A 25,861-nucleotide genomic window follows, 5' to 3' on the forward strand; every position below is an offset into this window, starting at 1 on the left:
CCCGCGCCCCTTACGGGGCGCTCTCCCCGACGTCCTCCGAGGAGTGCACCGTGACCTCGACCAGTCTGCCGGACAGTCTGATCGCCACTCTCCCCGGCTCCTCCTACACGGATGCGGCGGTCTTCGCCCAGGAGCAGGAGCGCATCTTCGAGACCATGTGGTTCTGCGCGGCCCGCGCCTCCGACCTGGCCAAGCCGGGTGCCTTCCGGACCGTCGACGTGGGCCGCGAGAGCATCCTCGTCACCCGGGCACGGGACAACAGCGTCCGTGCGTACTTCAATGTCTGCCGGCACCGGGGCGCCAGGCTCTGCACGGAGGAGGCCGGCGAGGTCAAGCGGGCCTTCCAATGCCCGTACCACGCCTGGACGTACGGACTGGACGGCGAGCTCGTCGCCGCGCCCAACCTCACCAGGATGCCCGACGTCGGCCGTACCGAGTACGGCCTGGTGAGCGTGGCCGTCCGTGAATGGCTCGGCTATGTCTGGGTCTGCCTGGCGGAGAACCCGCCCGACTTCGACGAGGAGGTCATCGGTGATGTCGTCGCCCGCCTCGGCGACGTCGAGTCGATCGGGCGCTACGACATCGAGAACCTCTCCGTCGGCAAGCGGATCGTCTACGACGTGCGGGCGAACTGGAAACTCATCATCGAGAACTTCATGGAGTGCTACCACTGCGCGACCATCCACCCCGAACTGACGGAGGTGCTGCCGGAGTTCGCGGACGGTTACGCCGCCCAGTTCTACGTGGGTCACGGCGCCGAGTTCGGCGAGGACGTTCAGGGCTTCACCGTGGACGGCTCCGCGGGTCTGGACCGCATCCCCGGGGTCGCCGACGACCAGGACCGCCGCTACTACGCGATCACGGTCAGGCCCCAGGTGTTCATCAACCTCGTCCCCGACCATGTGATCTTCCACCGGATGTATCCGGTGGCCGTCGACCGCACGATCGTCGAGTGCGACTGGCTCTACCTCCCGCACGTCGTCGAGAGCGGCAAGGACGTCAGCCGGTCCGTGGAGCTCTTCGACCGGGTCAACCGCCAGGACTTCGACGCCTGCGAGCGCACACAGCCCGGCATGCGCTCCCGCCTGTACGCCAAGGGCGGTGTGCTGGTGCCCAGCGAGCACCACATCGGCGCGTTCCACGACTGGGTGCAGGAGCGTCTGGGCGCCTGAGGGCAGTGGCCGGGGCCGCTCAGCCCAGGTACCCCATGCGGTGGCTGATCTCGTCAGCGCCCTTCATCAGTACGGGAGCGAGTTCGTGCAGGCGCTCCTGGCTGAGTCGGTACGCGGGCCCGGAGGCGCTCAGTGCCGCGACGACCTCTCCGTCCCGGTTGCGGATCGGAGCGGCCATGGCGTGGAGGCCGAGCTCCAACTCCTCCAGGGCCCAGGCGTAGCCACTCTCCCGGACGTCGGCGAGGTTCTTCTCGAGCTTCGTCTTCGCGGTGATGGTGCGCTCGGTGACCTTCTTCAGGCCGGAGGTGGCCAGCACCGCGGCGCGTTCCTTGGCGGGGAGGTAGGCCAGCAGGATCTTGCCGCTCGAGGTGGCGTGCAGCGGGGTCAGTTGGCCGACCCAGTTCTGTGCGGTGACGGCCCCCGGACCGCGCACCTGGTAGAGGTTGACCGCGTAATGCTCCTGCCGCACGGCGATGTTGACGGTCTCTCCGATCTCCTCGGCGAGGTCCTCGCAGACCGGGCGGCCCTGCTGGGTGATGTCGATGCGTCCGGTGACCGCTCCGGCCAGCCGTACGATGCCGAAGCCGAGACGGTACTTGCCGCGCTCGCCCGCCTGCTCCACCAGGCCGCGCGCCTCCAGGGCGCCGAGCAGGCGGAACGCGGTGGACTTGTGAACATCGATCTCGGCCGCCACCTCACTGACTCCTGTCTCGCCGCGGCGGGCCAGGATCTCTAGGACGCTGATGGCGCGGTCGACCGACTGCACTCCGCCAGCATGTGAATTTGAGGTTCCGGTATCAATGTCGTAGTTGCTCACAACGCAACTATACCCAGAGTAAACAACGCTACTGCAAGTAACGGCGCCGAAACGAAGTTGCGCTCAACGCAACCTGGTGCATATAGCGATACGTAGCTAGCATGCTCGCGTATCTACGGCGCGAGCGAGACGAGGCACCATGGCTCCCCTGCACTACGACTTCGTCATCGTCGGCGGTGGATCGGCCGGCAGTGCGCTGGCGAACAGACTCTCCGCGGATCCGGCGAACCGGGTACTGGTTCTGGAGGCCGGCCGCTCCGACCACCCGTGGGACGTCTTCATCCAGATGCCCGCCGCGCTGACGTATCCGATCGGCAGCCGCTTCTACGACTGGAAGTACGAGTCCGAGCCCGAGCCCCACATGGGGGGCAGACGCGTCTACCACGCGCGGGGCAAGGTGCTGGGCGGCTCCAGCAGCATCAACGGCATGATCTTCCAGCGTGGCAACCCCATGGACTACGAGCGCTGGGCGGCCGATCCGGGCATGGGGACCTGGGACTACGCGCACTGTCTGCCGTACTTCCGGCGGATGGAGAACTGCCTCGCGGCCGATCCGGACGACGAGTTCCGAGGCCATGACGGTCCCCTCGTCCTCGAACGCGGCCCCGCGACCAACCCGTTGTTCGGCGCCTTCCTCAAGGCCACCGAGGAGGCGGGCTACGCGCCCACCGACGACGTCAACGGCTACCGGCAGGAAGGCTTCGCCAAGTTCGACCGCAACGTCCACCGCGGACGCCGCCTTTCGGCCTCGAAGGCGTACCTCAAGCCCGTCAGGAAGCGGGCCAACCTCACCGTCAGGACACGTGCCCTCGTCACGCGCGTCCTCTTCGAGGGCAAGCGCGCCGTCGGTGTCGAATACCGGCGCGGCAAGGGCGCCCCCCAGCAGGTCCGCGCCAAGGAAGTCATCCTGTGCGGCGGCGCGATCAACTCCCCGCAGCTGCTCCAGCTCTCCGGCGTGGGTAACGCTCAGGAGCTGAGCGCCCTCGGCATCGACGTCGTCCACGATCTGCCGGGCGTGGGCGAGAACATGCAGGACCACCTGGAGGTCTACATCCAGTACGCCTGCAAGCAGCCGGTCTCCATGCAGCCGTACATGGCGAAGTGGCGCGCCCCCTTCATCGGGCTTCAATGGCTCTTCCGCAAGGGCCCCGCCGCGACCAACCACTTCGAGGCGGGCGGCTTCGCCCGCAGCAACGAGGACGTGGACTACCCCAACCTGATGTTCCACTTCCTCCCCATCGCGGTCCGCTACGACGGCTCCTCGCCGGCGGGCGGCCACGGCTACCAGGTGCACGTGGGGCCCATGTACTCCGACGCGATCGGCTCGGTGAAGATCAAGAGCAAGGACCCGCGCGAGCACCCGGCGCTGCGCTTCAACTACCTCTCCACCGAGCAGGACCGGCGCGAGTGGGTCGAGGCGATCCGCGTCGCCCGCAAGATGCTCAACCAGCCCGCGATGGCCCCGTACAACGACGGGGAGATCTCGCCCGGACCCACAGTGGATTCGGACGAGGAGATCCTCGACTGGGTCGCCAAGGAGGGCGAGACCGCCCTGCACCCGTCCTGCACCTGCAAGATGGGCACCTCCGCCGACGAGATGGCAGTCGTCGACCCGGAGAGCATGCGCGTGCACGGGGTGGAGGGTCTGCGCGTGGTGGACGCGTCGGTGATGCCGTACGTCACCAACGGCAACATCTACGCCCCGGTGATGATGATCGCCGAGAAGGCCGCCGACCTGATCCTCGGCAAGCAGCCGCTGCCCGCATCCGAGGCCGCGTACTACCGGCTCCGCGATGCCGAGAAGCAGGCCGGGTAGACCTTCGACGGCATCGATCGCCGTATACGACAAGGGCGGGGCCGGAGTCCGGTCCCGCCCTCGGTCATGTGCGGCTCAGCGGAAGACCACCGTGCGGTTGCCGTCCACCATCACGCGGTTCTCGCTGTGCCACTTCACCGCGTGCGCGAGGACCTGGGCCTCGACGTCCCGTCCGACCGTGACCAGCTCCCCGGGGTCGAGCGAGTGGTCGACCCTGACCACGTCCTGCTCGATGATCTGCCCCTCGTCGAGATCGGGCGTGACGTAGTGCGCGGTCGCGCCGACGAGCTTCACTCCACGGTCGTAGGCCTGCTCGTAGGGGCGCGCGCCCTTGAAGCTGGGGAGGAAGGAGTGGTGGATGTTGATGGCCCGCCCTTCGAGCTGCTTGCACAGGTCGTCGGAGAGGACCTGCATATAGCGGGCCAGCACCACCAGGTCGATGTCCAGCTCGCGCACCAGCTCCAGCAGCCGCGCCTCGGCCTCGCCCTTGGTGTCCTTGGTGACCGGGACGTGATGGAAGGGAATCCCGTAGGTATCCGCCAGCGACTCGAAGTCGGGATGGTTGGAGACGATCGCGGGGATCTCGATGTTGAGGGAGCCCGTGCGCCGGCGGAAGAGCAGGTCGTTGAGGCAGTGGCCGAACCTGGACACCATGATCAGGGTCCGGGTCGGTGTCGAGGCGTCCTGTAGGGTCCAGGAGATCCGGTAGGCCTCCGCCACGGGGCCGAATCGGTAACGCAGAGTTTCCAGATCCGCGTTTGGGTCGGAAACGTCGAAGTGGACCCTCATGAAGAATCGGCCCTGGAGTCGATCATCGAATTGCTGGCTCTCCAGGATGTTGCCGGAGTTCCGGACAAGGAAGCCGCTCACGGCGTGGACCAGTCCCGCGCTGTCGGGACACGAGAGGGTGAGGACGAACTCACGGCCGGGCCGTGATCGAGGGTACTTAGGGGTCACGTCGACCTCCGTCGGTGCGTAATGCACAACATGGTGAGCGATACGCAACATAGTTCAGGCGTAAAGGGGCCTCGGTCAAGAGAGAAGGGGCCGATGAGGCGGTGCTGAATCGTCATCCGGCAAACCCTTGACGTATGTCCGCACATTCGCGAGGGTGTTCCACCACTAGCAATCTGATGCACAATGCGCAACGAATTTCGGCTGAGGGGCTTGGCGCATGGCACATCTGTATGTGGACGGTTCCTGGCGGGATCCGGTGGCCGGAGGCCTCCGCGAGATCCGCTGCCCCGCTGACGGCACGCTCTCGGCGACCGTCGCGGAAGGGACGCGTCCGGACGCCGAGGCGGCGATCGCCGCGGCTCGCCGCGCCTTCGACGAGGGCCCCTGGCCGCGCACCCCCGAGCGCGAGCGCGGCGCGCTGCTGCTGCGGACCGCCGAGATCATGGAGCGCGACGCCAAGGAGTTCGCCCGCGCCGAGTCGCTGGACACCGGCAAGCGGCTGGTGGAGAGCGAGTACGACATCGCCGACGTCGTCTCCTGCTTCCGCTACTACGGAGGGCTCGGCGGCACCGACGCCGGCCGGGTGATCGACACCGGACGGGACGACGCCGTCAGCCGCGTCGTCTACGAGCCCGTCGGGGTGTGCGGGCTGATCACGCCCTGGAACTACCCGCTGCTGCAGGCCAGTTGGAAGGTCGCCCCGGCCCTCCTCGCCGGCAACACGATCGTCCTCAAGCCGAGCGAGCTCACCCCCTCCACCTCGATCCTGCTGATGCGGGCGCTGGAGGAGGCCGGGCTCCCGGCCGGCGCCGCCAACCTCGTCCTCGGCGCCGGGCCCGAGGTGGGCGCACCGCTCTCCGAGGACCCCGCCGTCGACCTGGTCTCCTTCACCGGGGGCGTGGAGACCGGCAAACGGATCATGGCCACGGCCGCGGCGAGCGTGAAGAAGGTGGCGCTGGAGCTCGGCGGCAAGAACCCGAATGTGGTCTTCGCCGACGCCGACTTCGAGACGGCCGTGGACTTCGCGCTCACGGCCGTCTTTCTGCACTCCGGGCAGGTCTGCTCGGCCGGCGCCCGGCTGATCGTCGAGGACTCCCTGCACGACCGCTTCGTCGACGAGGTCGTCCGCCGGGCCCGGCAGATCCGCCTCGGCGGCCCCTTCGACGCCGAGGCCGAGACCGGGGCGCTGATCTCCGCCCAGCACCTGGCGAAGGTCGAGGCGTACGTCGCCACGGGGATCGCCGAGGGCGCCGTCCTGCGCTGCGGCGGGGAACGGCCCGGCGACCCGGCCCTGGCGAACGGCCACTACTACCCGCCGACCGTCCTCGACGAATGCCGGCAGGACATGCGCGTGGTGCACGAGGAGTCCTTCGGGCCCGTGCTCACCGTCGAGCGCTTCACCGACGAGGACGACGCCGTACGCATCGCCAACGACACCGAGTACGGACTCGCCGGGGCCGTGTGGACGCAGGACGGCGGGAAGGCCCAGCGGGTCGCCCGGCGGCTGCGTCACGGCACGGTGTGGATCAACGACTACCACCCCTATGTGCCGCAAGCGGAATGGGGTGGCTTCGGCCACTCGGGCGTGGGCCGGGAGCTGGGACCGACCGGCCTGGACGAGTACCGAGAGCCCAAGCACATCTGGCAGAACATCCAACCCCGGCCGCAGCACTGGTTCCGCGGCTGAACGCCCAGAGAGGTCGATCATGACCCCAACACAGACCGAGGTGCCGCAGCGGCGCGGCACCCCCCAGGACTCGGATGGCACTCCGGTCATATCCGTGCGCAATCTGTGGAAGGTGTTCGGGCCGAAGGCGGACCAGGTACCGGCCTCCGAGGAGCTGCGCGGGCTCACCCGACGCGAGCTCATGGACCGCGCGGGGTGCACCGCCGCCGTACGCGACGTCAGCTTCGAGGTCGCGCCGGGCGAGGTCTTCGTCGTCATGGGCCTGTCCGGCTCCGGCAAGTCCACGCTGGTGCGATGTCTGACGCGGCTGATCGAACCCACCACCGGTGAGATCGTCTTCGAGGGCGAGGACATCCGCGACGCGGACGCGAAGCGCCTGCGCGAACTGCGCCGCAGCAAGTTCTCCATGGTCTTCCAGCACTTCGGGCTGCTGCCCCACCGCCGCGTCGTCGAGAACGTGGGCTTCGGGCTGGAGATCCGCGGCATGAGCAAGGCCGCCCGCACCAAGCGGGCCCTGGAGGTCGTCGAGCTGGTCGGCCTCTCCGGCTACGAGAACTCCTACCCCGACCAGCTCTCCGGCGGCATGCAGCAACGCGTGGGCCTGGCACGGGCGTTGGCGGGCGACCCCGACGTCCTCTTCTTCGACGAGCCGTTCTCCGCCCTCGACCCGCTGATCCGCCGCGACATGCAGTCCGAGGTCATCCGGCTGCACCACGAGGTCGGCAAGACCATGGTGTTCATCACCCACGACCTCTCCGAGGCCCTCAAACTCGGCGACCGCATCCTCATCATGCGCGACGGCAAGATGGTCCAGTGCGGCACCGGCGACGAACTCGTCGGCGCCCCGGCCGACGACTACGTACGCGACTTCGTCAAGGACGTCCCGCGCGGCGACGTCCTCACCCTGCGCTGGATCATGCGCCCGGTGGCGGAGGGCGACGCCCTGGACGGCCCTGAACTGGGCCCGGACGTCGTCGTACGGGAGGCCACTCGCGCCGTCCTCGCGGCCGAGAAGCCGGTCAAGGTGGTCGAGGACGGCAAACTGCTCGGCATCGTCGGTGACGAGGAGATCCTTGCGGTGGTCGCCGGGCAGGAAGGCGACGCGTGATGACCGTCGCCGTGGAGAAACCGGAGACGCCACAGAAGACGCAGGAGCCCGCGCCGCCCGCCACCCGGGTCCGCCAGGTCAGCCGGCGCACGATGGTGGCCGCGATCCTGGTCGCCTGGCTGGTGCTGTTCGCCCTGCTGCGCGGCAAGCAGACCCTGACGCTCGCCGCTGCCGACCTGACCGATCTGCACCGGTGGTTCAACGACCTCAACGACTCGATCGGCGCGAACCGCAACTCCAACCCGCTCTTCCTCTACTTCTTCAACGAGATCCGGCTGGTCATCGACAACCTGGTGACCTTCGTCCAGGAGCTGATCTCCCAGCCCTCCGGCACCCGCCCCGTCCCGCAGATCGGCTGGCTCGGCGTCGTCGGCATCACCGGCTACGTCTCCTGGGCCGTGGGCAACTGGCGGGTGGCGCTGCTGGCGGTGGCCGGCTTCACCTTCCTCGGGCTTCAGGGCCTGTGGCAGGAGAGCATGGACACCCTGGCGCTCACCCTCTCCGCGGTCTTCGTCGCGCTGCTGTTCGCGATCCCGCTGGGTGTGTGGGCGGGGCTCAACGACCGGTTCAACCGGATCGTGACGCCCTTGCTGGACTTCATGCAGACGATGCCGACCTTCGTCTATCTGGCCCCGATGACCCTGTTCTTCCTCATCGGCCCTGCCTCCGCCACCATCGCCACCGTCATCTACGCGGCCCCGCCGGCCATCCGCATCACCGCGCACGCCATCCGCTCGGTGCCTGAGACCACCGTCGAGGCGGCCGACTCGATGGGCGCCACCCAGCGGCAGGCGCTGCTCAAGGTCCTGCTGCCGATGTCCAAACGGACCGTGGTGATGGGCGTCAACCAGTCGATCATGGCCGCCCTGGCCATGGTGACCATCACCGCCCTGATCGACGCGCCCGGCCTCGGCAAGACCGTCCTCCAGGCACTCCAGTCGCTCGACGTCGGCACCGCCTTCAACGCCGGCCTCGCCATCGTCGTCCTGGCGATCGTCCTGGACCGGGTCACCACCGCGGCGAGCACCCGCGAGGAGGCCGCCCGGAAGTCGTCCGGCCGGTTCCTCGCCTGGCGGCGGCCCCTGCTGGGAGCGGGCGCCGCGGTCACGGCCGTACTCGTCTACATGTCGCACACGTACCTCTGGGCTGCGGAGTTCCCCGGCGAGGGCACGACCGGAAGCAAGATCGCGAGCGCGGCGGACACCGCGACCACCTGGGCGCAGGACAACCTGTCCGGCCTGACCAACGCCTTCCGTGACGCGATCACCAACGGCCTGCTCAACCCGTTCCAGTCGGTGCTCACCGATTCCCCGTGGTGGCTCGTCGGCGCCGCCCTGATCGGACTCGGCGTGGTGCTCGGCGGCCCGCGCGCCGCGATCACCACCGTCGTGTGCGTGGGACTGCTCGTCGGCACCGGGGTGTGGTCCGACGCCATGACGACGCTCGCGTCCACCGCCGTCGCGACCGTCCTCGTGATGCTGCTCGGCATCGTCTTCGGGGTGTGGATGGGACGCAGCACGCTGGTGGACCGGCTGATGCGGCCCACCCTGGACGCGGCGCAGGTCATGCCGCCGTTCGTCTACCTCGTACCGTTCCTGGCGCTGTTCGGCGCGACCCGCTTCACGGCGATCGTCGCCGCGATCGTCTACGCGGCTCCCGTGGCCACGAAGATCATCGCGGACGGGGTTCGGAACGTGCCCGCCACCACCGTGGAGGCGGCCACCTCTGCCGGGTGCAACACCTGGCAGATCATCACCAAGGTCCAGCTGCCGATGGCACGCGGCGCCCTGACTCTCGCGACCAACCAGGGCCTGATCTATGTGCTGTCGATGGTTGTGGTGGGCGGCCTGGTGGGGGCAGGCGCTCTCGGCTACGACGTCGTGGCCGGCTTCTCACAGGGACAGCTGTACGGGAAGGGGCTCGCCGCGGGGCTGGCCATCGTCCTTCTCGGAGTCATGTTCGACCGGATCACTCAGGCAGCGGCGCGACGCACCCGTGCATAAAAGGAGCAACTGACCATGGCAAGGCAAGCAAGACAGTGGAGATTCGGCGCGGTCGGCATAGCGGTGCTCGGTCTCACCCTCACCGCATGCGGCGGTACGAAGGTCGATGACGGCTCCTCGGACGCAGGCGCCTCGGCCGGCTCCGGCAAGTGCGGCACCTTCAACCTCGCGGTCAACCCGTGGGTGGGCTACGAGGCCAACGCGGCCGTCCTCGCCGAGGTCGCGGAGAAGGACCTCGGCTGCAAGGTCACCAAGAAGGACCTGAAAGAAGAGATCGCCTGGCAGGGCTTCGGGACGGGCGAGGTCGACGCCGTCGTGGAGAACTGGGGCCACGACGACCTGAAGAAGAAGTACATCACCGACCAGAAGACCGCCGTCGACGCCGGCGCGACCGGCAACGAAGGCCTCATCGGCTGGTATGTGCCGCCGTGGCTGGCCGAGGCGCACCCGGACATCCTCGACTGGAACAACCTCAACAAGTACGCGGCCAAGTTCAAGACGTCCGAGTCCGGCGGCAAGGGCCAACTCCTCGACGGTGACCCGTCGTTCGTCACCAATGACGAGGCTCTGGTGAAGAACCTGAAGCTGGACTACAAGGTCGTGTACGCGGGCAGTGAGACCGCCCTCATCCAGGCCTTCCGCAAGGCGGAGAAGAACAAGGAATGGGTGATCGGCTACTTCTACGAGCCGCAGTGGTTCATGTCCGAGGTGCCGCTGAAGAAGATCAAGCTGCCGGAGTACAAGGCGGGCTGCGACGCGGACGCCGAGAAGGTGAACTGCGACTACCCCGTGTACAAGCTGGACAAGATCGTCAGCAAGAAGTTCGCCGAGTCGGGCAGCCCGGCCTATGACCTGGTGAAGAACTTCACCTGGACGAACGACGACCAGAATGTCGTGGCGAAGTACATCGCGGTGGACAAGATGACGCCCGAGGCGGCGGCCGAGAAGTGGGTCGCGGCCAACCGCGACAAGGTGGACGCCTGGATCAAGTAGGACCTTCACGGATGCCCGGTGGGTGGTGCGCACGGACGCGCATCACCCGCTGGGCATCGCTGTGTTCCCAGCCGTTCTCCGACGTCACTGGACCCCTTGACACTCAACCTGCCCGACAGGCACATTGAGTTGCGCAACCTGAATCATGTTGCGCAGAAAGCAACCGGAGGTGCGGCGATGGCGGGACCCCGAGTGGTGATCATCGGAGCGGGCGTCGTGGGAGCGGCCCTCGCGGACGAGATCTCCGCACGAGGCTGGACCGAAGTGACCGTGGTCGACCAGGGCCCGCTGCCCGCCACCGGCGGCTCCAGCTCACATGCCCCGGGCCTGGTCTTCCAGACGAACTCCTCCAAGACCATGACGGAACTGGCCCGCTACACGGTCGAGAAGTTCTGCTCCCTCGACGTCGACGGCAAGCCCTGCTTCCTCCAGGTCGGCGGCCTCGAAGTGGCCACCACCCCCGAGCGCCTCACCGAACTGCACCGCCGCCACGGCTGGATCACCGCGTGGGGCATCGAGTCCCGCCTCCTGACCGCCGACGAATGCGTCGAGCAGCACCCGCTGGTGAACCCGGACCGGGTACTGGGCGGCCTCCTCGTCCCGACCGACGGCCTCGCCAAGGCCGTCCTCGCCGTCGAGGCACAGATCCGCCGGGCCACCGAGCGCGGCGTGCGCTTCCTGGCCCGCCACGAGGTTCTCGACGTACTCCGGGCCGACGGCGAGGTGACGGGTGTCCGTACCGACCAGGGCGATCTGGACGCCGACATCGTCGTGTGCTGCGCCGGCATCTGGGGCCCGAAGATCGCCCGCATGGTGGGCATGAACCTCCCGCTCACCCCGCTCGCCCACCAACTCGCCTGGACCGGCCCGGTACCCGCCCTCGCCGGCCAGACCGAGGAGGCCGTCCGCCCGATCCTGCGCCACCAGGACGCCGACCTCTACTACCGCGACCGCTTCGACGCCATCGGCATCGGCTCCTACGGCCACCGCCCGATGCCGATCACCGCCGACGAGATCCTCTCCGTCGACGAGGCCGAGGACATGCCGTCGGTCCTCAAGTTCACCGAGGACGACTTCGCGGACGCCTGGACCGAGACGCAGTCCCTGCTCCCCGCGACGAAGGAGGCGAAGGTCGAGGAAGGCATCAACGGCCTGTTCTCCTTCACCACCGACAACTTCCCGCTGCTCGGCGAGTCCCCGGACGTCAAGGGCTTCTGGGTCGCCGAGGCCGTCTGGGTCACCCACTCCGCGGGCGTCGGCCGGGCCATGGCCGAATGGCTGGTCGACGGCCACTGCTCGTCCTTCGACCTGCACGAGTGCGACGTCAACCGCTTCGAGCCGCACCAGCTCACCCCGGAGTACGTCCTGGCCCGCGACTGCCAGAACTTCGTCGAGGTCTACGACATCCTCCACCCGCTCCAGCCCTCGGGTAAGCCGCGCCCGATCCGCACCAGCCCCTTCCACACCCGCCAGCAGGAACACGGCGCGTTCTTCCTGGAGGCGAACGGCTGGGAGCGCCCGCAGTGGTACGAGGCCAACGCGGGCCTGGTGGAAGGCCGTTCCATCCCCACCCCGAACGACTGGGCGGCGCAGTTCTGGTCGCCCATCGTCGGCGCCGAGGCCCAGGCCACGCGCGAGACCGTCGCGATGTACGACATGACGGCCCTCAAACGCCTCGAAGTCAGCGGCCCCGGCGCCGCCGCGTTCCTGGAGCGCCTGTGCACCGGCAAGGTCGCCAAGTCCGTCGGCTCGGTGACGTACACCCTGCTCCTCGACCACGACGGCGGCATCCGCAGCGACATCACCGTCGCCCGCCTGGCCCGCGACCTCTTCCAGGTCGGCGCCAACGGCAACCTCGACCTCGACTGGTTCACCCGCCACCTCCCCGCCGACGGCACGGTCCAGGCCCGCGACATCACGCCCGGCACCTGCTGCGTCGGCCTGTGGGGCCCGCTCGCCCGCAAGGTCCTCCAGACCCTCACCGACGAGGACTTCACGAACGACGGCCTGAAGTACTTCCGCGCCAAGCGCGCCCACATCGGCAGCGTGCCGGTGACGGCGATGCGGCTGTCGTACGTCGGTGAACTCGGCTGGGAGCTCTACACCACCGCCGACCTCGGCCAGAAGCTCTGGGACAGCCTCTGGGCCGCCGCCCAGCCCCTCGGCGGCGTCATCGCCGGCCGCGGCGCCTTCAACAGCCTCCGCCTGGAGAAGGGTTACCGCTCCTTCGGCACCGACATGACCTACGAGCACGACCCCTACGAGGCCGGCGTCGGCTTCGCCGTCAAGCTCGACAAGGACGACTTCATCGGAAAGGCGGCCCTCGAGCGCCGTAAGACCGACGTACGACGCAAGCTGACCTGCCTCACCATCGATGACCCGCGGTCGGTGGTCATGGGTAAAGAGCCGGTCTACGACGGGGAGCGCGCCGTCGGGTACGTCACCAGCGCGGCCTATGGCTACACGATCGGCAGGGGCATCGCCTACGCCTGGCTGCCCACGGAACTCACCACCCCCGGCACCACGATGCACATCGGCTACTTCGACCAGCGGGTCGAGGCGGTCGTCGCCGAGGAGCCGCTGTTCGACCCGACGATGTCCCGTCTCCGTGGCTAGCCGAGGGGTGTCGCAAGTGACCGCACAACTCCTCGACGGCAAGGCGACCGCTGCCCGGATCCGCGGTGAACTCGCCGAACAAGTGGCCAAGTTGACCGCCGACGGCGGCCCTGCGCCCGGACTCGGCACCGTCCTCGTCGGCGACGACCCGGGCAGCCGCGCCTACGTCGCCGGCAAACACCGCGACTGCGCGCAGGTGGGCATCGCCTCCATCCGCCGGGACCTGCCCGCCGACGCGTCCCAGCGGCAGGTCGAGGACGTCATCGACGAACTCAACGCCGACCCGGCCTGCACCGGCTACATCGTCCAACTCCCGCTCCCCGCCCACCTGGACGCGGGCGCCGTACTGGAACGCATGGACCCGGCCAAGGACGCCGACGGTCTGCACCCCGTCAACCTCGGCCGGCTCGTCCTCGGCGTCGAGGCCCCGCTGCCCTGCACCCCGCGCGGCATCGTCGAACTGCTGCGCCGGTACGAGGTCCCGATCGCCGGAGCCCGGGTGTGCGTGATCGGACGGGGCATCACGGTGGGACGGCCGATGGGGCTTCTGCTGACCCGCCGTAGCGAGAACGCCACCGTCACCCTCTGCCACACCGGAACCAAGGGCCTGGCCTGGCATGTGCGCGAGGCGGACATCGTCATCGCGGCCGCTGGCTCGCCCGGCCTGATCACCAAGGACATGCTGCGCCCCGGCGCGGCCGTCCTGGACGTCGGCATCACCCGCACCGGCCACGGACTCGTCGGCGACGTGCACCCGGAGGCCGCCGGGGTGGCCGGATGGCTCGCCCCGATGCCCGGGGGCGTGGGCCCCATGACCCGCGCCATGCTGCTCGCCAACGTCGTCGAGGCCGCCGCGGGTTCTGCAAGGCGGGCGACTGCTCAGTTCTCCTGAATCTCAGTCCTCCTGAAGCACGGACAGGACGTTGCCCGCCGGATCCTTGAACCAGGCGATCGCCGTCGGGCCGCCCTCCGGGCCGCGGACGATGCCCTTGTCGTCGGACCCGAACTCCGGGTAGCGCTCCATGCTCACGCCGCGCTGCGTCAGCCCGTCGACAGCCGCCTCGATGTCGTCCACGGGGAAGTTCAGGATGGTGAAGCTCGCGGGTGTGTGGTTGTCCTTGGGGTAGACGAAGACACTGGCGCCGCTGCCCAGCTTGATCGTGAGCATCCTCATGTCGCCCTGCCCGCTCTCCTCCACCTGGAGGCCGAGCGTCTCGCCGTAGAACTGGCCGGCCTTGCCGAGGTCGTCGACCGAGAAGCCGCTGAACGCCTTCGACTGTCCGAACATGCCGTTGTCTCCTTCGCGTGGGCTGCCCCGGATTTCCGAGGCCACCCCAGCGGACCATCACCCGGACACCCGCCTCGCGCGCTCGCGTCCGGATGGTCGCCACGCGTCACCCTCTGGGAGTGCTCGGGTGTCAGGAGACGGTGAAGTGCTCGAAGTCCGCGATGCCCCGCGTGCCGGTTCAGCCGTTCGCGGCAGTCATGAAGACGCCCACGTCCTGCGCTGTCGCGACGCCGCCGGGCGTGGCGGTTCCGATCGTGGTCCAGGTCGTGCCGTCGGTGCTCGCCTCGCCGGATGGAGTCGAAGGGGCCGTTCGCGCCGCTGTCCCAGGACAGGACACAGCCGTTGGACGGTGTCACCGCCAGGTTGAGGTAACCCGCCGATCCGTCCGTCGACAGGTCGACGCGCACGATCAGTCCCGCGCGGGCCCATCCGCCGATGGGGTCCTGGGAGGTGACGGTGACTGTGGCGGTGGCGTCGGGACCGAAGGCGCCGGGGCGGTAGATGGCCCCGAAATGGTTGGTGCCGCCCCACAGGTCCGCGCCCGCACCTTCGACGGCCAGGGCGGCGCCGGACTGCCCGAAGACGGCTTCGTTGAAGTTCGCGGTGCGGTAGGGGTCCCGGACCCCGGTGGCCGCCATCAGCCGCACAAACGGCCAGGCACACGACGTCCTGATCCATCTGAACGACGTCGAAGCCACCACGTACGCGGTGGAGGGACGCCGCCACTCTGCGCGGGGCGGGGTGAGTCGGCACCCAGGAGCCGATCTCGACCTTGCCGCGAGCCTCCGGATCGTGGCAGTCAACGGCCAACTCGGTGAACCTACTTGTCCCCGAACCCCGGACGGTTCACCTACCGTTTCGGATCAAGGGTCGCGGTGTCGAGTATCCCTACGATTTCGGCGAGGGTCGCGGCCGAGGCGCCTCTGAGGCAGACATGGGCATCGACAGGGAATGATGCCTCGACAGGATGCGTCACCCAGCCTCGTTGGACCAGCTCCTGGTTCCCTCCCAGCGACTGACAGCCCTCGCCGGGGCCGGCGTACGGAATGAGCTCGGCTTTCCTCCCCGAGTCCCGGGCCTCTGGGCGTTCCGTCTGCCGGAAGGAGATCAGCGCCTCTCCTCCCGCGAGAGTGGACCGGGGTGCGCAGTCATACTCACCAACAGTCGTCGGCGGGCAGGATTCCGTCGGTCCCAAGGGCCTGTTGGCGACGAAGACAGTGGCCGTTCCCAGCTGGTCCGCCTGGTCACGCACATACCAGCCGTGGGGCAGGTCGAGGCCGAGCGTCCCGTCCGAGAGGTTGATCCGGCGCTCCTGGGAAGAGGGGGAGGAAACCTGAGTCTGGGGAGACGTGTGCATCCCGAACAGCTGTGAGCTGAGGGAGCCGTAGAGCAACGCAATCGCCGTCACACCTGTCACGGTTGCCCCGATTGTCTTACGACGCCGCCTGCGCGCCACCACCCGCCGGTGGACCTGGCGCATACGATCTGGCGGTGCCTGCAGAGACGGCACGGTGCGTTCGAGGAGTTCGCGCAACTGCCGCTCCTGCGAGTCTTCCTCGTCAGCGTTGTGCACCCTGCTCACCATCCTCCACGTGAGTCTTCAAGGCCGGCACACCGCGCAGCGCATGCAGTGCCTTGATGGCCTGGCTCTTGACCGTGCCCGGTCGGCAACCCAGCATCCTGGCCGTCTCCTCGATGCTCAGGTCCTCGAAGTAGCGCAGGACGACCACCGCGCGCTGCCGGGCCGGCAACGCACGAACCGCAGCAGCGAGCGAATGCTGCAGATCGACCTCCGCGAACACGTCCGACGTGGCGAACTCGGGCAGTTCCCCGTGCGGAACCTCGCCGCGCCAGCGTCGCTGCCACCACGACGAGAAGGTGTTGACCAAGGCCTTGCGGGCGTACGCCTCCGGGTTCTCCTCGGCGATCCGGGGCCATTTGGGCCACATCTTGGCCAGTACCGTTTGCACCAGGTCCTCCGCCAGGTGGGCATCGCCCGTCAGCAGCCACGCCGCGCGAAGCAGCCGTGGACCACGTGCGCTCACGAACTCCTCGAAGTCCGACGATGAATCCCTCACCGACGCTGACGCCCTGTCACCATTACACGCCTGCCTGTTTCGTTGACCCTTGACGCGGTCGGCCGGAGGGAGAGGCGAGCCGGTCGCCTCGGCGCGCTCACATGCCTGGACAGCTTGTGCCAGCCACACTGCGAATCGTCCTGCTCCGCCTGTGCCGAGCGCCTCCGGTCCGCGGGTGGTGGCGGTGCCGGCCAGTTCACCGCTCACGCCGGCACGCCCGTTGCGGCGGGCACGATCAGTGATCGTAACGTCGCCACGCCCCGCGAGACGAGCGACGAGACAGTTCCCTGGGCGCAGTTCAGGTTGTCGGCGACCTGGCCTTCCGACAGGTCGCAGTAGTGCCGCAGCACCACAGCTGTCCGTTGCCGCAGCGGTAAGTGGACCAGGGCGGCTTCCAGCCGAACGCGGTCTTCCACCAAGCCGGCCGCATCGGCCGTCGCCGCGAGTTCCGGCAGTCTCTCCGTAGGCCGCTCGCCTTGCCAACTTCGCTTGGCGGCTCGTGCGGCCGAACGCATCAGTATCCGCCGGGCGTAAGCCTCCGGCGCTCCGTCTCCGATCCGTGGCCAGGCCAGCCACAGCTTGACGAGTGCTTCCTGCAGCAGATCCTCGGCCGCGTGGCGGTCTCCGCCCGCCAGTGAGCCCGCGTAGCCCAGGAGCGCCGACCGGCGGGCCGTCACGAAATCGTCAAACGCTCGCTCCGGTGCATTTCTCATCTGCATGCGCTGCGCCCCTCTTCCACTGTGCTTGGCCGGTCGGGTGTGCGGCCCTCGCCGCGTGTCTCCAGCCTTGTAACCGGGTGGGGAGGGAGTACGGCGGCCTGGCCCCCACGAACTGTGGCGCGCATCACATGGGAAACGTGCAGGGAACGAGCACGGCCAGTGCCTTTTCCAAGGCGTGGTGGCGTTACGGCGTTGGCAACCCAAGCCCGACGCGAGAACCCTTCCGGGCCCCTGCCACGGCCCGACGACTCCCCATCGAAGGACAAGTGATCACCTTGCGGTTCCGCACGATCTGGATGGTGCTCGCGGCAGCGAGCATGCTGTCACTGTCGGCATGCAGCCAGAGCGACTCCGACAAGTCCCCTTCCGCCGCAAGCGACGAAGGGGACGCCCAGAGCGGAGGCAGCCCGTCGGCCGCGCCGGCCGGCGCGCTGACCATCCCCGAGGACGCCGACCCGGACACGAAGAACTACTTCCTCACCGAGAACGCCATAGCCGCCTGCATGAAAAAGCGGGGGTTCACCTACACGCCGAATCCCGGTTTCACGGAGAACGAGGCGAGCTCGTCGATCGACGGGGCGGACTACGCACTGGCGAAGAAGTACCGGCAGAAGTACGGATTCGGTATCTACGCGCGCGCCGTCTACCCCAACGATCCGGCCGCACCCGGCCCCGCCGAGAACAAGAACCCCAACGCCTCCTACCGCGCTTCGATGCCCAGCGCCCAACAGAAGGAGTACGACAAGGCGTTGGGAGCGCCGGGCCCGCTCCACGACAACGACAGATACGAGGGTCCTCCCAAGGGCAGCTGCAGCGCGGAAGCCCACCTGAAGGTGTACGGCCCGGCCAAGTCGGCGGCGGAGCAGGAGCAGGAGAACGCGAAGCAGGCAGAGCGCGACAGGCAGGCCGGGCAGGCTCTCAACGGTGACCCGCAACTCGTCTCCCTCGCCCAGGAGTACGCCTCCTGTCTGCGCAAGGCCGGCATCACGGTCGGCACCACTCAGCCGACCAGCATCGGCGACACGGTGAAGTTCCAGGTGAGCGCCGAGATTCCGCCGGACGCCCAGTCGCCGAGCAAGGAAGAGGCGATGCCGAAGCTGACCCGCGAGATCGACCTCGCACTCAAGGACCTCGAGTGCGGCAAGAACTTCAGGGCCGCGTACTGGCCCAAGTACAAGAAGAACCCCTACGTCGGGAACAACGGGTGAAGCGCGACAAGAAGCGCCAGAGCAGTCGTACGACGCGACTGGGCGTGATCGTCGGTGTGGTCGCCCTGGTCGGCGCGGGCGGCTGGGTCGCCGGCACCCGGATGGAGTCGCCCGCGGACGCCGCGGCCGCGCACCAGCCGCCCGAGGCGGGTCCGGTGACCGTCCCCGTGGAACAGCGGGCGCTGACCGCCACGGTGGTGGCCCAGGGAAGTCTGGAGTACGGCTCTCCGAGAAGTCTCACCCTGGCCGGCACCGTCGGCGCTTCCGAGGGGGACGGCGAGGGCGATGCCGCGGTCCAGCGGGTCACCAAGGCGCCCACCCGCGGAAGCGTTCTCAAGGAGGGCAGTGTCCTCATGCAGGTGAGCGGCAGGCCGGTGATGGTGCTGCGCGGATCGGTACCGATGTACCGGACCATCGGCCCCGGTACGTCGGGGGACGACGTCAGACAGCTGCAGAACGCCCTGAACAGGCTGGGCTTCACGACTGGCGGCGTCACAGGGACCTACGGACAGGGCACCGCGTCCGCGGTCAGCCGCTGGTACCGCAGCAGGGGGTATACGGCGCAGGAGCCCAGCACCGCCGACCGGCAGGAGCTGGGACAACTCGAGTCCGCGGTGTCCGACGCACAGCTCGCGCTGCTCACTGCCCAGGGCTCCGGCGAGGGAACGCGGGGCGAGCAGGGCGACGGCGAGTCCGTACCGGAATCGGACGAGGCGCGGGCCTTGCAGATCAAGTCGGCGAAGAAGCAGCTCGAGCTGGCGAACTCCGCGCTGAGTGCCTTCAAGTCCGGCTACGGAACCAAGGTCCCGGCGGGAGAGGTGATCTTCCTGCCGGAGCTTCCGGTCCGGGTCGACAAGACAAAGGTGCGCGCCGGCGACGCTCCGGACGGGGAAGTCGCCACGGTGACGAGCTCCGACGTCGTGGTGGAGGCGGTGGTGCCCGGCACGGACGCCGGTTCGCTGAGGAAGGGGATGGCGGTGCAGGTCACCACCCCGGACGGCAGGGAAGCCAAGGGTGTCCTCAGCGAGATCGGTGGTTCAGGCGCAGGGCCGGAGGGTTCTGCGGGGAATGCCGGGACCGGCGGGGAGGCCGAGGGTGCCGGGGGCTCCGGTGGTGGGGCATCCGCGCCTGTGCCACTGAGAATCACCATTCCGAAACCCGGCCCGCTGGCAGACGCCGGGGCGGGCGGCGCGGCGACGGTGACCATCAAAGTGGGCGACTCGGACGGCAAGGTCCTGGCCGTGCCTGTCGCCGCGGTCCAGACCTCGGTGGGCGGTCAGGCGCGCGTGCGCGTCCAGCGGGGCAAGCAGGTGGTGCGTGTCGAGGTCGATCTTGGGATCTCCGCCGATGGGCTCGTCGCGGTGAAGTCGGAGGGCAGCGCGCTCAAAGAGGGTGACCTCGTGGTGGTCGGCCTGTGACCGAACCACTCGCACACGGTGACATGCCGGAAGAGGGCGACGTCATCAAGCTGACCGGAGTCAATCGCACCTTCGACTCGGATCCGCCCGTGCACGCACTGCGTGATGTGAATCTGACGATCCGGCGAGGGGAGCACCTGTCGATTGTCGGACCGTCCGGTTCCGGGAAGTCCACCCTGCTGAACACCTTGGGGCTGCTGGACAGGCCGAGCACGGGGGACTACTGGCTCGACGGAGTGCGGACCGGCGCCCTCCCCGACCGTCAGCGCACCGCGTTGCGCGGAAGCCGCATCGGCTTCGTCTTCCAGTCCTTCCACCTGCTTCCCTACCGGACTGTGGAAGAGAACGTCATGCTGGCGGAGATCTACCGCAAGCCCCGCCAAGGCAGGGGGCGTCGGAGCCGTGGCGAACGGGCCAGAGCGGCCCTGGACCGGGTGGGACTCTCACATCGGCACGGCTTCCGGCCCGATCGCCTGTCCGGCGGTGAACGCCAGCGCGTGGCCATCGCCCGGGCTCTGATGAGCGAACCGGCTCTTCTGCTGTGCGACGAACCCACCGGCAACCTCGACAGCGAGAACACCCTCTCGGTCCTGGAGCTCTTCGACCAACTCTGCGCCCACGGCCTGACGCTGGCCGTGATCACCCATGACGATGCGGTCAGCAGGCGTGCGAACAGGCGCGTACGCATCCGTGACGGGCGGCTCAGCGAGGAGGCCGCATGAGGACCCGTCACCGTACTGAGGGACAGGGCACCGAGGGAGTCGAGCGTCCCTGGATCTCTCCCAGAGACCTGTGGGCGGAGGCGTTGTCGGGCGTACTGGCCCGCCCGGTCCGATCCGCGCTCACCACTCTGGGCACGGTGCTGGGCATCGGCACGCTGGTCATCACGATCGGGGTGGCGTCGACGGCCGCCAACCAGATCGTGGGCCGGTTCGACGCCCTCACCGCCACCTCGGTCTCCGTGGTGGTGCCGCCTCCACCCCCGTCGTCCGACGCCGTCCCGCTGGTGGACTGGCGAGGAGTCGACGCCGTGGACCGGCTGGCCGGGGTGGAAGCGTCCGCCGCGCTCGCGGAGTCCGACAAGACGGCTGCTGTGCAGGTACGCGCCAACGATGTGGTCACGCCCGGTGGCGTGTCCGGCCAGACGCTGGCCGTCGTCGCCGCCTCGCCTTCCCTCCCCGCGGCGGTACGAGGCGACGTCAGCGCAGGCCGGTTCTACGACACCGGAGACATCGACCGGCACGACCGGGTGGCGGTACTCGGAGACCAGGCCGCTCGCCTCCTCGGCATCAAAGGGGTGGAGGACGCGCCCGCAGTCTTCTTCAACGGACACTCCTTCACCGTCATCGGGATCCTCGGCGGATTCAAGCGTGAACAGCGCCTTTCCACCTCGGTGATCCTGCCTCCCACCACAGCGAAGGACCGCCTCGGCCTGGACCTGGTGAACCGAGTCCTGATCAACACCTCACTCGGTGCCGCACAGCAGGTCGCCAGGCAGTCGCCCATAGCCCTCTCGCCCAACAACGCGAAGGCACTCACCGTGCTCGCGCCGCCCGATCTGTCGAAGGCCCGCAAAGGTGTTCAGGGCGATGTCAACGGCCTGTTCCTGGTGCTCGGACTCGTGTCGCTGATCGTGGGTGCCATCGGTATCGCCAACGTCACGCTGGTGACCGTGATGGAACGGGTCGGGGAGATCGGGCTACGGCGTGCCCTGGGCGCGTCGCGTCGGCAGATCGCCGGGCAGTTCCTCATGGAGTCGACCACGATCGGCCTGCTGGGCGGCGTCATCGGCGCGGCCCTGGGCATGGTCGTCGTCGTGTCCGTGTCGGCGCTCAAGGACTGGACTCCCGTACTGGACGGCCGACTTGCCCTCGGCGCGCCCGTCGCCGGTGCACTGGTCGGGCTGCTCGCGGGGGTGTACCCGTCGCTACGGGCTTCCCGCATGGAACCAGTCGAGGCGTTGCGAGCCCCGTCCTGAGCGCCGGTTCGAGGCAGCGGCAGTGCGCACCGCAAGCGCGGCACACCGCCCGCGGACCGCCGAGTCGCGTCCTGCGATCGCGGGTTTTCGTCTTCGTACTCCTTCAACGAAAGATATGGACAGCTTCCATGCGCAGACCAAGCGGATATCTGGCGGGCGTCATCGCCTTCGCCGTGGCACTCACCTCAGGATTAGCCGGCTCAGCCGCGGCAGCGCGACCGGGCGGTGGCCAGGACGTGGGCGAAGGCTTCGGCCGGGGCTCCGGCGCCCAGGCGACCACGGTGACACTGATCACCGGTGACGAGGTCTCGGTCGGTGCGGACGGCTCGGTCACCGGGATCGAGCGGGCCGAGGGGCGGGAGAACGGCTCGTTCTCGGTCCGGGAACTCGACGGGCACCGCTACGTGATACCGGGCGACGCGGCCTCGGCGGTGGCCCAGGGCAAGCTCGACCGGCGTCTGTTCGACGTGACGCAGCTCGTCGCGTTCGGGTACGACGACGCGCGCCGGTCCGACCTGCCGCTGATCGTCACCTACGCCGGGGACGAGACGCCCGCCGCGAGCGCCTTCAGCAGGGCACGGGCCAGGGTCGGCAAGGAGTTGCCGAGCATCAACGGCTTGGCGCTGCGGGCCGACAAGCGCGGTGGCTCCGCGTTCTGGGACACCTTCACCGACGGCGGCGACGCCGGGCAGGGGACGGCGCGGCTGTCCGCCTCGGCGGCGGCGACGAAGCAGGTGAAGAAGGTCTGGCTGGACGGCAAGCGCCAGGCCAGCCTGGACAAGAGCGTGCCGCAGATCGGTGCGCCGACCGCATGGGAAGCCGGGTTCGACGGCAAGGGCGTCAAGGTCGCCGTGCTGGACACCGGGGTGGATCAGACCCACCCCGACCTGGCGGGCCAGGAGATCGCCGAGCGGAACTTCTCCGGCTCCGAGGACAGCGTCGACCGGTTCGGGCACGGCACCCACGTGGCCTCCACCGTGGGCGGCACAGGCGCCAAGTCGGACGGCAGCTACAAGGGGGTCGCGCCCGGCGTGCGGATCCTCGACGGCAAGGTCCTCGACGACGGCGGCGGCGGCGAGGACTCCGGCGTCATCGCCGGCATGGAATGGGCGGTGGCCGAGGGCGCCCAAGTCGTCAACATGAGCATGGGCGGCCCCGACACCTCCGGCATCGACCCGCTGGAGGAGGCCGTCAACCGCCTCTCAGCCGAGTCGGGGGCGCTGTTTGTCATCGCCGCCGGCAACGAGGGGCGCCAGGGCGAGCGCACCGTCGGTTCGCCGGGCAGTGCCGACTCCGCGCTGACGGTCGGCGCGGTCGACAAGGCCGACAAGCTCGCTGACTTCTCCAGCCGTGGACCGCGCGTCGGCGACGGCGGGGTCAAGCCCGATCTGACCGCGCCGGGCGCGGAGATCACCGCCGCGGCCTCCACCGCGAGTGACCTCGAATCGCAGGACCCCTCGGGGACACCCGGTTACGCCACCATGGACGGAACCTCCATGGCGACTCCTCATGTCGCGGGCGCGGCCGCCATCCTGGCCCAGCAGCACCCGGACTGGAGCGGTGCGCGGATCAAGGCGGCGCTGACCGGCTCCGCGAAGCCGGGCCCGTACAGCGCCTACCAGCAGGGCGCCGGCCGCACTGATATCGCCCGTGCGATGGAACAGACCGTCGTCGTCGAGCAGGGCCCGCTCAACTTCGGTCTGCGGCCGTGGCCGCACACCAAAGACCAGCCGGTGACGAAGGAGATCACCTACCGCAACCTCGGCTCGGAGCCGGTCTCTCTCGACCTGTCCGCCGAGGCGGTCGGGGTGGACGGCAAGCCGGCCGCCGAGGGCATGTTCACGGTGGCGGAGCGGCGGCTGACCGTCCCCGCGGGCGGTACGGCGAGCACCACGGTGACCGCCGACACCCGCGTCGGCGAGACCGACGGCTCGTTCGGGGGCGCGGTGAGCGCGGTCTCGCCAGACGGCCGGATCTCGGTGCGCACCGCCATCGGTGTGGAGCGCGAGGTCGAGTCGTACAACCTCACGGTCAAGTTCATCGGCGACGACGGCCGGCCGGCCACGGGCGGCTGGACGGCGGTCGACGGCCGGGACAGCAACTACTACACGGAGCTGTCCGACGCCAACGACGGCGAGGTCACCGCGCGCCTGCCCAAGGGCGGCTACGGGCTCACCGGGTTCATCGGCGGCGATGACGAGACCGGGGCCTCCGAATCCGTACTGCTGGCACCGGCGATCCGACTGACCAAGGACACCACGGTCGTGATGGACGCCCGCCAGGCCAGGCCCACCCGGATCACCGTCCCCGATGCGACGGCCGAGAACACCTACGCCCATCTCGTTTCCGGCTTCACCCGCTCGGACGGGAGCGCCATCTCGCCGTTCCTCCTGGACTTCCCCGGGTTCGAAAGTTTCAAGGTCGGACACCTCGGCCCCGAGGCCGCGGAGGAAGAGGCATACGCCCAGTACGCCGGCTTCTGGCAGCGCCGGACCGCGGGCGATCTGCCGGTGAACTACCGCCTGGCGTGGAACCGTACAGGCGATCTGGCCGGCTTCACGGCCGACGTCGAGGCCAGGGATCTCGCCCGGATCGACCTCTCGGTCGGCAAGCCCGGAAGGGACGCGACCGCGCAGCTGGCCGCGGCACCCAAGCCTCCGCTCGACGGCCCGGCGATCGACTTCAGCACCCCCACCTCCCTCGAACTGCCGCTGCGGACAACCGAATACGTCCTCGGCAACGGGGTCCGGTGGCTGTACTCCGTACACCCGAATCCGTCGGAGAGTACCTTCCTGGGCGGGTACAAGACGTACAAGGCGGGCAAGCGCTACACCGAGCGATTCAACGCGGGTGTCTTCGGTCCGGCGCTGCCGAAGGGCGAGGACGAGCCGCGGTGGGGCAGCCCCGGCGTGGCGCGCAGCGGGAACGCGATGCTCACCTACCTGCCGGTGTTCGGCGACGGCGCCGGCCACGTGGGCATCAGCCCGGCCACCAGCGAGGAGACCTCCCTCTACGCCGACGGCAAGGAGGTCGCCGCCGACTCGCGCGACTGGTATGGCATGCTCCGCTACACCCTCCCCGAACAGGACAGACGGTACGAGCTGAACGTCGACGTCACCCGGGATCCCGAGCTGTTCCCCGTCAGCACCCGCGTACGGGCGCAGTGGACGTTCCGGTCGGCGCGCACTTCCGAGGAAAGCTGGACCCGGCTGCCGCTCTCCGTGGTCCGCTTCTCGCCCGAGCTGTCGCCGACCAGCACGGCGAAGGCGGGTGAACGGTACAAGGTGCCCTTCACGGTGGAGGGCGCGGCCACGGCACGAACCGTCAAGAAGCTTTCGTTCGAGGTGTCGTACGACGACGGCAGCACCTGGACCGCGGCCAAGGCCGTCGGCGGTACCCATCTGTTGCTCGACCATCCGGCGCGGTCCGGCACCGTCTCGCTGCGGGCCAAGCTGACCGATCGGGACGGCAACACGCTGGTTCAGACGATCAACCGCGCCTACATCACTGAGTAGGCCGACGTCGAGGGCGTGCCCGGGGGCCTGTCCGCCCCCGGGCACGCCTCAACCTGGCGCTGATGTTCTACGGGTTGCCGCTCTGGTTCACGCACGTACCGGATGGCCCTCCTAGGCTTCGACGGAAGGGACATCTCGGGGCAATATTGAGGGCAATTTTCATGAATTTCATCGGTGGTTCCGCGTTCCCGACGCAGTCCGATATCCGGGTGCGACAGGCCGATCTCGGCAGGGATGGCACGGTGAGCACGATCGGGATGGCGCGTTGGCTGGAGGACGCCCGGTTACGGGTGCGACTGCCCCGCTTCGAACAGCTCGTGGGCGCCGGCGGATTTACCCCGTTCCATGTCTTGCTTGTCAGTCAAAGCGTCGAACGACTCGCACCGGTCACCCGCGCGGACCTCAACATTCAGGTGCGCACCGGCGTTCGCCGCGTTGGGCGGTCATCATTCACATTCGTACATGCAGTCCTCGTCGGCGACAAAGAA

The 25,861-nt window shown here is 68.8% G+C and carries 19 protein-coding genes and 1 pseudogene; 13 read left to right on the forward strand and 7 right to left on the reverse strand.

Annotation, left to right across the window (positions count from 1 at the left end):
* The first annotated feature begins 50 nt into the window (after positions 1-50).
* Positions 51-1,172: an aromatic ring-hydroxylating dioxygenase subunit alpha gene (locus tag KCH48_RS00730; protein WP_210569295.1), complete on the forward strand. Its 1,122-nt coding sequence runs from the start codon at positions 51-53 to the stop codon at positions 1,170-1,172.
* Positions 1,173-1,191: 19 nt separating this feature from the next.
* Here KCH48_RS00730 and KCH48_RS00735 read toward each other — a convergent pair whose 3' ends face one another.
* A complete protein-coding gene (locus KCH48_RS00735; protein WP_210569297.1) occupies positions 1,192-1,938 on the reverse strand; it encodes an IclR family transcriptional regulator in 747 nt (248 codons plus the stop codon).
* Between the two features lie 190 nt (positions 1,939-2,128).
* Between KCH48_RS00735 and betA the strand changes: the two genes are divergently transcribed.
* Positions 2,129-3,805 carry a choline dehydrogenase gene (gene betA, locus KCH48_RS00740; RefSeq protein ID WP_210569299.1) on the forward strand — a complete coding sequence of 559 codons (1,677 nt, stop codon included), beginning with the start codon at positions 2,129-2,131 and terminating at the stop codon, positions 3,803-3,805.
* 75 nt (positions 3,806-3,880) lie between these two features.
* On the opposite strand, the gene purU is transcribed toward betA, so the two are convergent.
* The gene (gene purU / locus KCH48_RS00745) at positions 3,881-4,813 is read right to left on the reverse strand and encodes a formyltetrahydrofolate deformylase (RefSeq protein WP_246884666.1); all 933 of its coding nucleotides are present in this window, start codon (positions 4,811-4,813) and stop codon (positions 3,881-3,883) included.
* Positions 4,814-4,979: 166 nt separating this feature from the next.
* Between purU and KCH48_RS00750 the strand changes: the two genes are divergently transcribed.
* From KCH48_RS00750 to KCH48_RS00775, 6 genes are all read left to right on the forward strand, one after another.
* Positions 4,980-6,449 carry an aldehyde dehydrogenase family protein gene (locus KCH48_RS00750; RefSeq protein WP_210569302.1) on the forward strand — a complete coding sequence of 490 codons (1,470 nt, stop codon included), beginning with the start codon at positions 4,980-4,982 and terminating at the stop codon, positions 6,447-6,449.
* 19 nt (positions 6,450-6,468) lie between these two features.
* Complete coding sequence (locus KCH48_RS00755; protein WP_210569303.1) at positions 6,469-7,557, forward strand: glycine betaine/L-proline ABC transporter ATP-binding protein; 1,089 nt, start codon at positions 6,469-6,471, stop codon at positions 7,555-7,557.
* On the forward strand, positions 7,557-9,560 hold the full coding sequence (locus tag KCH48_RS00760) for a proline/glycine betaine ABC transporter permease (protein ID WP_210569304.1): 2,004 nt from the start codon (positions 7,557-7,559) through the stop codon (positions 9,558-9,560). Before KCH48_RS00755 ends, KCH48_RS00760 begins: the two co-directional genes overlap by 1 nt.
* A gap of 15 nt (positions 9,561-9,575) precedes the next feature.
* Positions 9,576-10,553, forward strand: a complete 978-nt coding sequence (locus tag KCH48_RS00765) for an ABC transporter substrate-binding protein (protein ID WP_210569305.1) — start codon at positions 9,576-9,578, stop codon at positions 10,551-10,553.
* A 177-nt stretch (positions 10,554-10,730) separates the two neighbouring features.
* The gene (locus KCH48_RS00770; RefSeq protein WP_210569306.1) at positions 10,731-13,169 is read left to right on the forward strand and encodes an FAD-dependent oxidoreductase; all 2,439 of its coding nucleotides are present in this window, start codon (positions 10,731-10,733) and stop codon (positions 13,167-13,169) included.
* A 16-nt stretch (positions 13,170-13,185) separates the two neighbouring features.
* On the forward strand, positions 13,186-14,061 hold the full coding sequence (locus KCH48_RS00775; protein ID WP_210569307.1) for a bifunctional methylenetetrahydrofolate dehydrogenase/methenyltetrahydrofolate cyclohydrolase: 876 nt from the start codon (positions 13,186-13,188) through the stop codon (positions 14,059-14,061).
* Between the two features lie 3 nt (positions 14,062-14,064).
* Here KCH48_RS00775 and KCH48_RS00780 read toward each other — a convergent pair whose 3' ends face one another.
* The 5 genes and pseudogenes from KCH48_RS00780 to KCH48_RS00795 form a co-directional block, all read right to left on the reverse strand.
* A complete protein-coding gene (locus KCH48_RS00780) occupies positions 14,065-14,457 on the reverse strand; it encodes a VOC family protein (RefSeq protein ID WP_210569312.1) in 393 nt (130 codons plus the stop codon).
* Positions 14,458-15,201: 744 nt separating this feature from the next.
* Positions 15,202-15,267 (reverse strand): annotated as a pseudogene (locus KCH48_RS43350) (VOC family protein); the annotation flags it as partial.
* A 40-nt stretch (positions 15,268-15,307) separates the two neighbouring features.
* Positions 15,308-16,030, reverse strand: a complete 723-nt coding sequence (locus KCH48_RS00785) for a hypothetical protein (RefSeq protein WP_210569315.1) — start codon at positions 16,028-16,030, stop codon at positions 15,308-15,310.
* On the reverse strand, positions 16,017-16,535 hold the full coding sequence (locus KCH48_RS00790; protein ID WP_210570858.1) for a SigE family RNA polymerase sigma factor: 519 nt from the start codon (positions 16,533-16,535) through the stop codon (positions 16,017-16,019). The genes KCH48_RS00785 and KCH48_RS00790 overlap by 14 nt, the downstream gene beginning before the upstream one ends.
* Before the next feature lie 203 nt (positions 16,536-16,738).
* Entirely contained in the window at positions 16,739-17,248 is a 510-nt protein-coding gene (locus KCH48_RS00795) for a SigE family RNA polymerase sigma factor (protein WP_374104649.1), read from the reverse strand.
* A 272-nt stretch (positions 17,249-17,520) separates the two neighbouring features.
* On the opposite strand from KCH48_RS00795, the gene KCH48_RS00800 reads away from it, so the two are divergent.
* From KCH48_RS00800 to KCH48_RS00820, 5 genes are all read left to right on the forward strand, one after another.
* Positions 17,521-18,462: a hypothetical protein gene (locus KCH48_RS00800; protein WP_210569319.1), complete on the forward strand. Its 942-nt coding sequence runs from the start codon at positions 17,521-17,523 to the stop codon at positions 18,460-18,462.
* On the forward strand, positions 18,459-19,880 hold the full coding sequence (locus tag KCH48_RS00805) for a peptidoglycan-binding protein (protein ID WP_307840762.1): 1,422 nt from the start codon (positions 18,459-18,461) through the stop codon (positions 19,878-19,880). Before KCH48_RS00800 ends, KCH48_RS00805 begins: the two co-directional genes overlap by 4 nt.
* 23 nt (positions 19,881-19,903) lie before the next feature.
* A complete protein-coding gene (locus KCH48_RS00810; RefSeq protein WP_210570862.1) occupies positions 19,904-20,602 on the forward strand; it encodes an ABC transporter ATP-binding protein in 699 nt (232 codons plus the stop codon).
* Entirely contained in the window at positions 20,599-21,858 is a 1,260-nt protein-coding gene (locus KCH48_RS00815) for an ABC transporter permease (protein ID WP_210569321.1), read from the forward strand. The genes KCH48_RS00810 and KCH48_RS00815 overlap by 4 nt, the downstream gene beginning before the upstream one ends.
* Positions 21,859-21,986: 128 nt before the next feature.
* Positions 21,987-25,373 (forward strand): S8 family serine peptidase, encoded by a 3,387-nt coding sequence (locus tag KCH48_RS00820; RefSeq protein ID WP_210569323.1) that lies wholly within the window; start codon positions 21,987-21,989, stop codon positions 25,371-25,373.
* The last annotated feature ends 488 nt before the right edge of the window (positions 25,374-25,861 follow it).

The sequence above is a fragment of the Streptomyces sp. GESEQ-4 genome (genome assembly GCF_017948455.1).
GTDB lineage: Bacteria > Actinomycetota > Actinomycetes > Streptomycetales > Streptomycetaceae > Streptomyces.

Excerpts from the sequence above, each read along its gene's own strand:
- KCH48_RS00765 (WP_210569305.1), top strand. The coding sequence starts at position 9,576 with ATGGCAAGGCAAGCAAGACAGTGGAGATTCGGCGCGGTCGGCATAGCG.
- purU (WP_246884666.1), bottom strand. The coding sequence starts at position 4,813 with ATGTTGCGTATCGCTCACCATGTTGTGCATTACGCACCGACGGAGGTC.
- KCH48_RS00815 (WP_210569321.1), top strand. The coding sequence starts at position 20,599 with ATGAGGACCCGTCACCGTACTGAGGGACAGGGCACCGAGGGAGTCGAG.
- KCH48_RS00820 (WP_210569323.1), top strand. The coding sequence starts at position 21,987 with ATGCGCAGACCAAGCGGATATCTGGCGGGCGTCATCGCCTTCGCCGTG.
- KCH48_RS00810 (WP_210570862.1), top strand. The coding sequence starts at position 19,904 with ATGCCGGAAGAGGGCGACGTCATCAAGCTGACCGGAGTCAATCGCACC.
- KCH48_RS00770 (WP_210569306.1), top strand. The coding sequence starts at position 10,731 with ATGGCGGGACCCCGAGTGGTGATCATCGGAGCGGGCGTCGTGGGAGCG.
- KCH48_RS00780 (WP_210569312.1), bottom strand. The coding sequence starts at position 14,457 with ATGTTCGGACAGTCGAAGGCGTTCAGCGGCTTCTCGGTCGACGACCTC.
- KCH48_RS00750 (WP_210569302.1), top strand. The coding sequence starts at position 4,980 with ATGGCACATCTGTATGTGGACGGTTCCTGGCGGGATCCGGTGGCCGGA.
- KCH48_RS00795 (WP_374104649.1), bottom strand. The coding sequence starts at position 17,248 with ATGAGAAATGCACCGGAGCGAGCGTTTGACGATTTCGTGACGGCCCGC.
- KCH48_RS00760 (WP_210569304.1), top strand. The coding sequence starts at position 7,557 with ATGACCGTCGCCGTGGAGAAACCGGAGACGCCACAGAAGACGCAGGAG.
- KCH48_RS00755 (WP_210569303.1), top strand. The coding sequence starts at position 6,469 with ATGACCCCAACACAGACCGAGGTGCCGCAGCGGCGCGGCACCCCCCAG.
- betA (WP_210569299.1), top strand. The coding sequence starts at position 2,129 with ATGGCTCCCCTGCACTACGACTTCGTCATCGTCGGCGGTGGATCGGCC.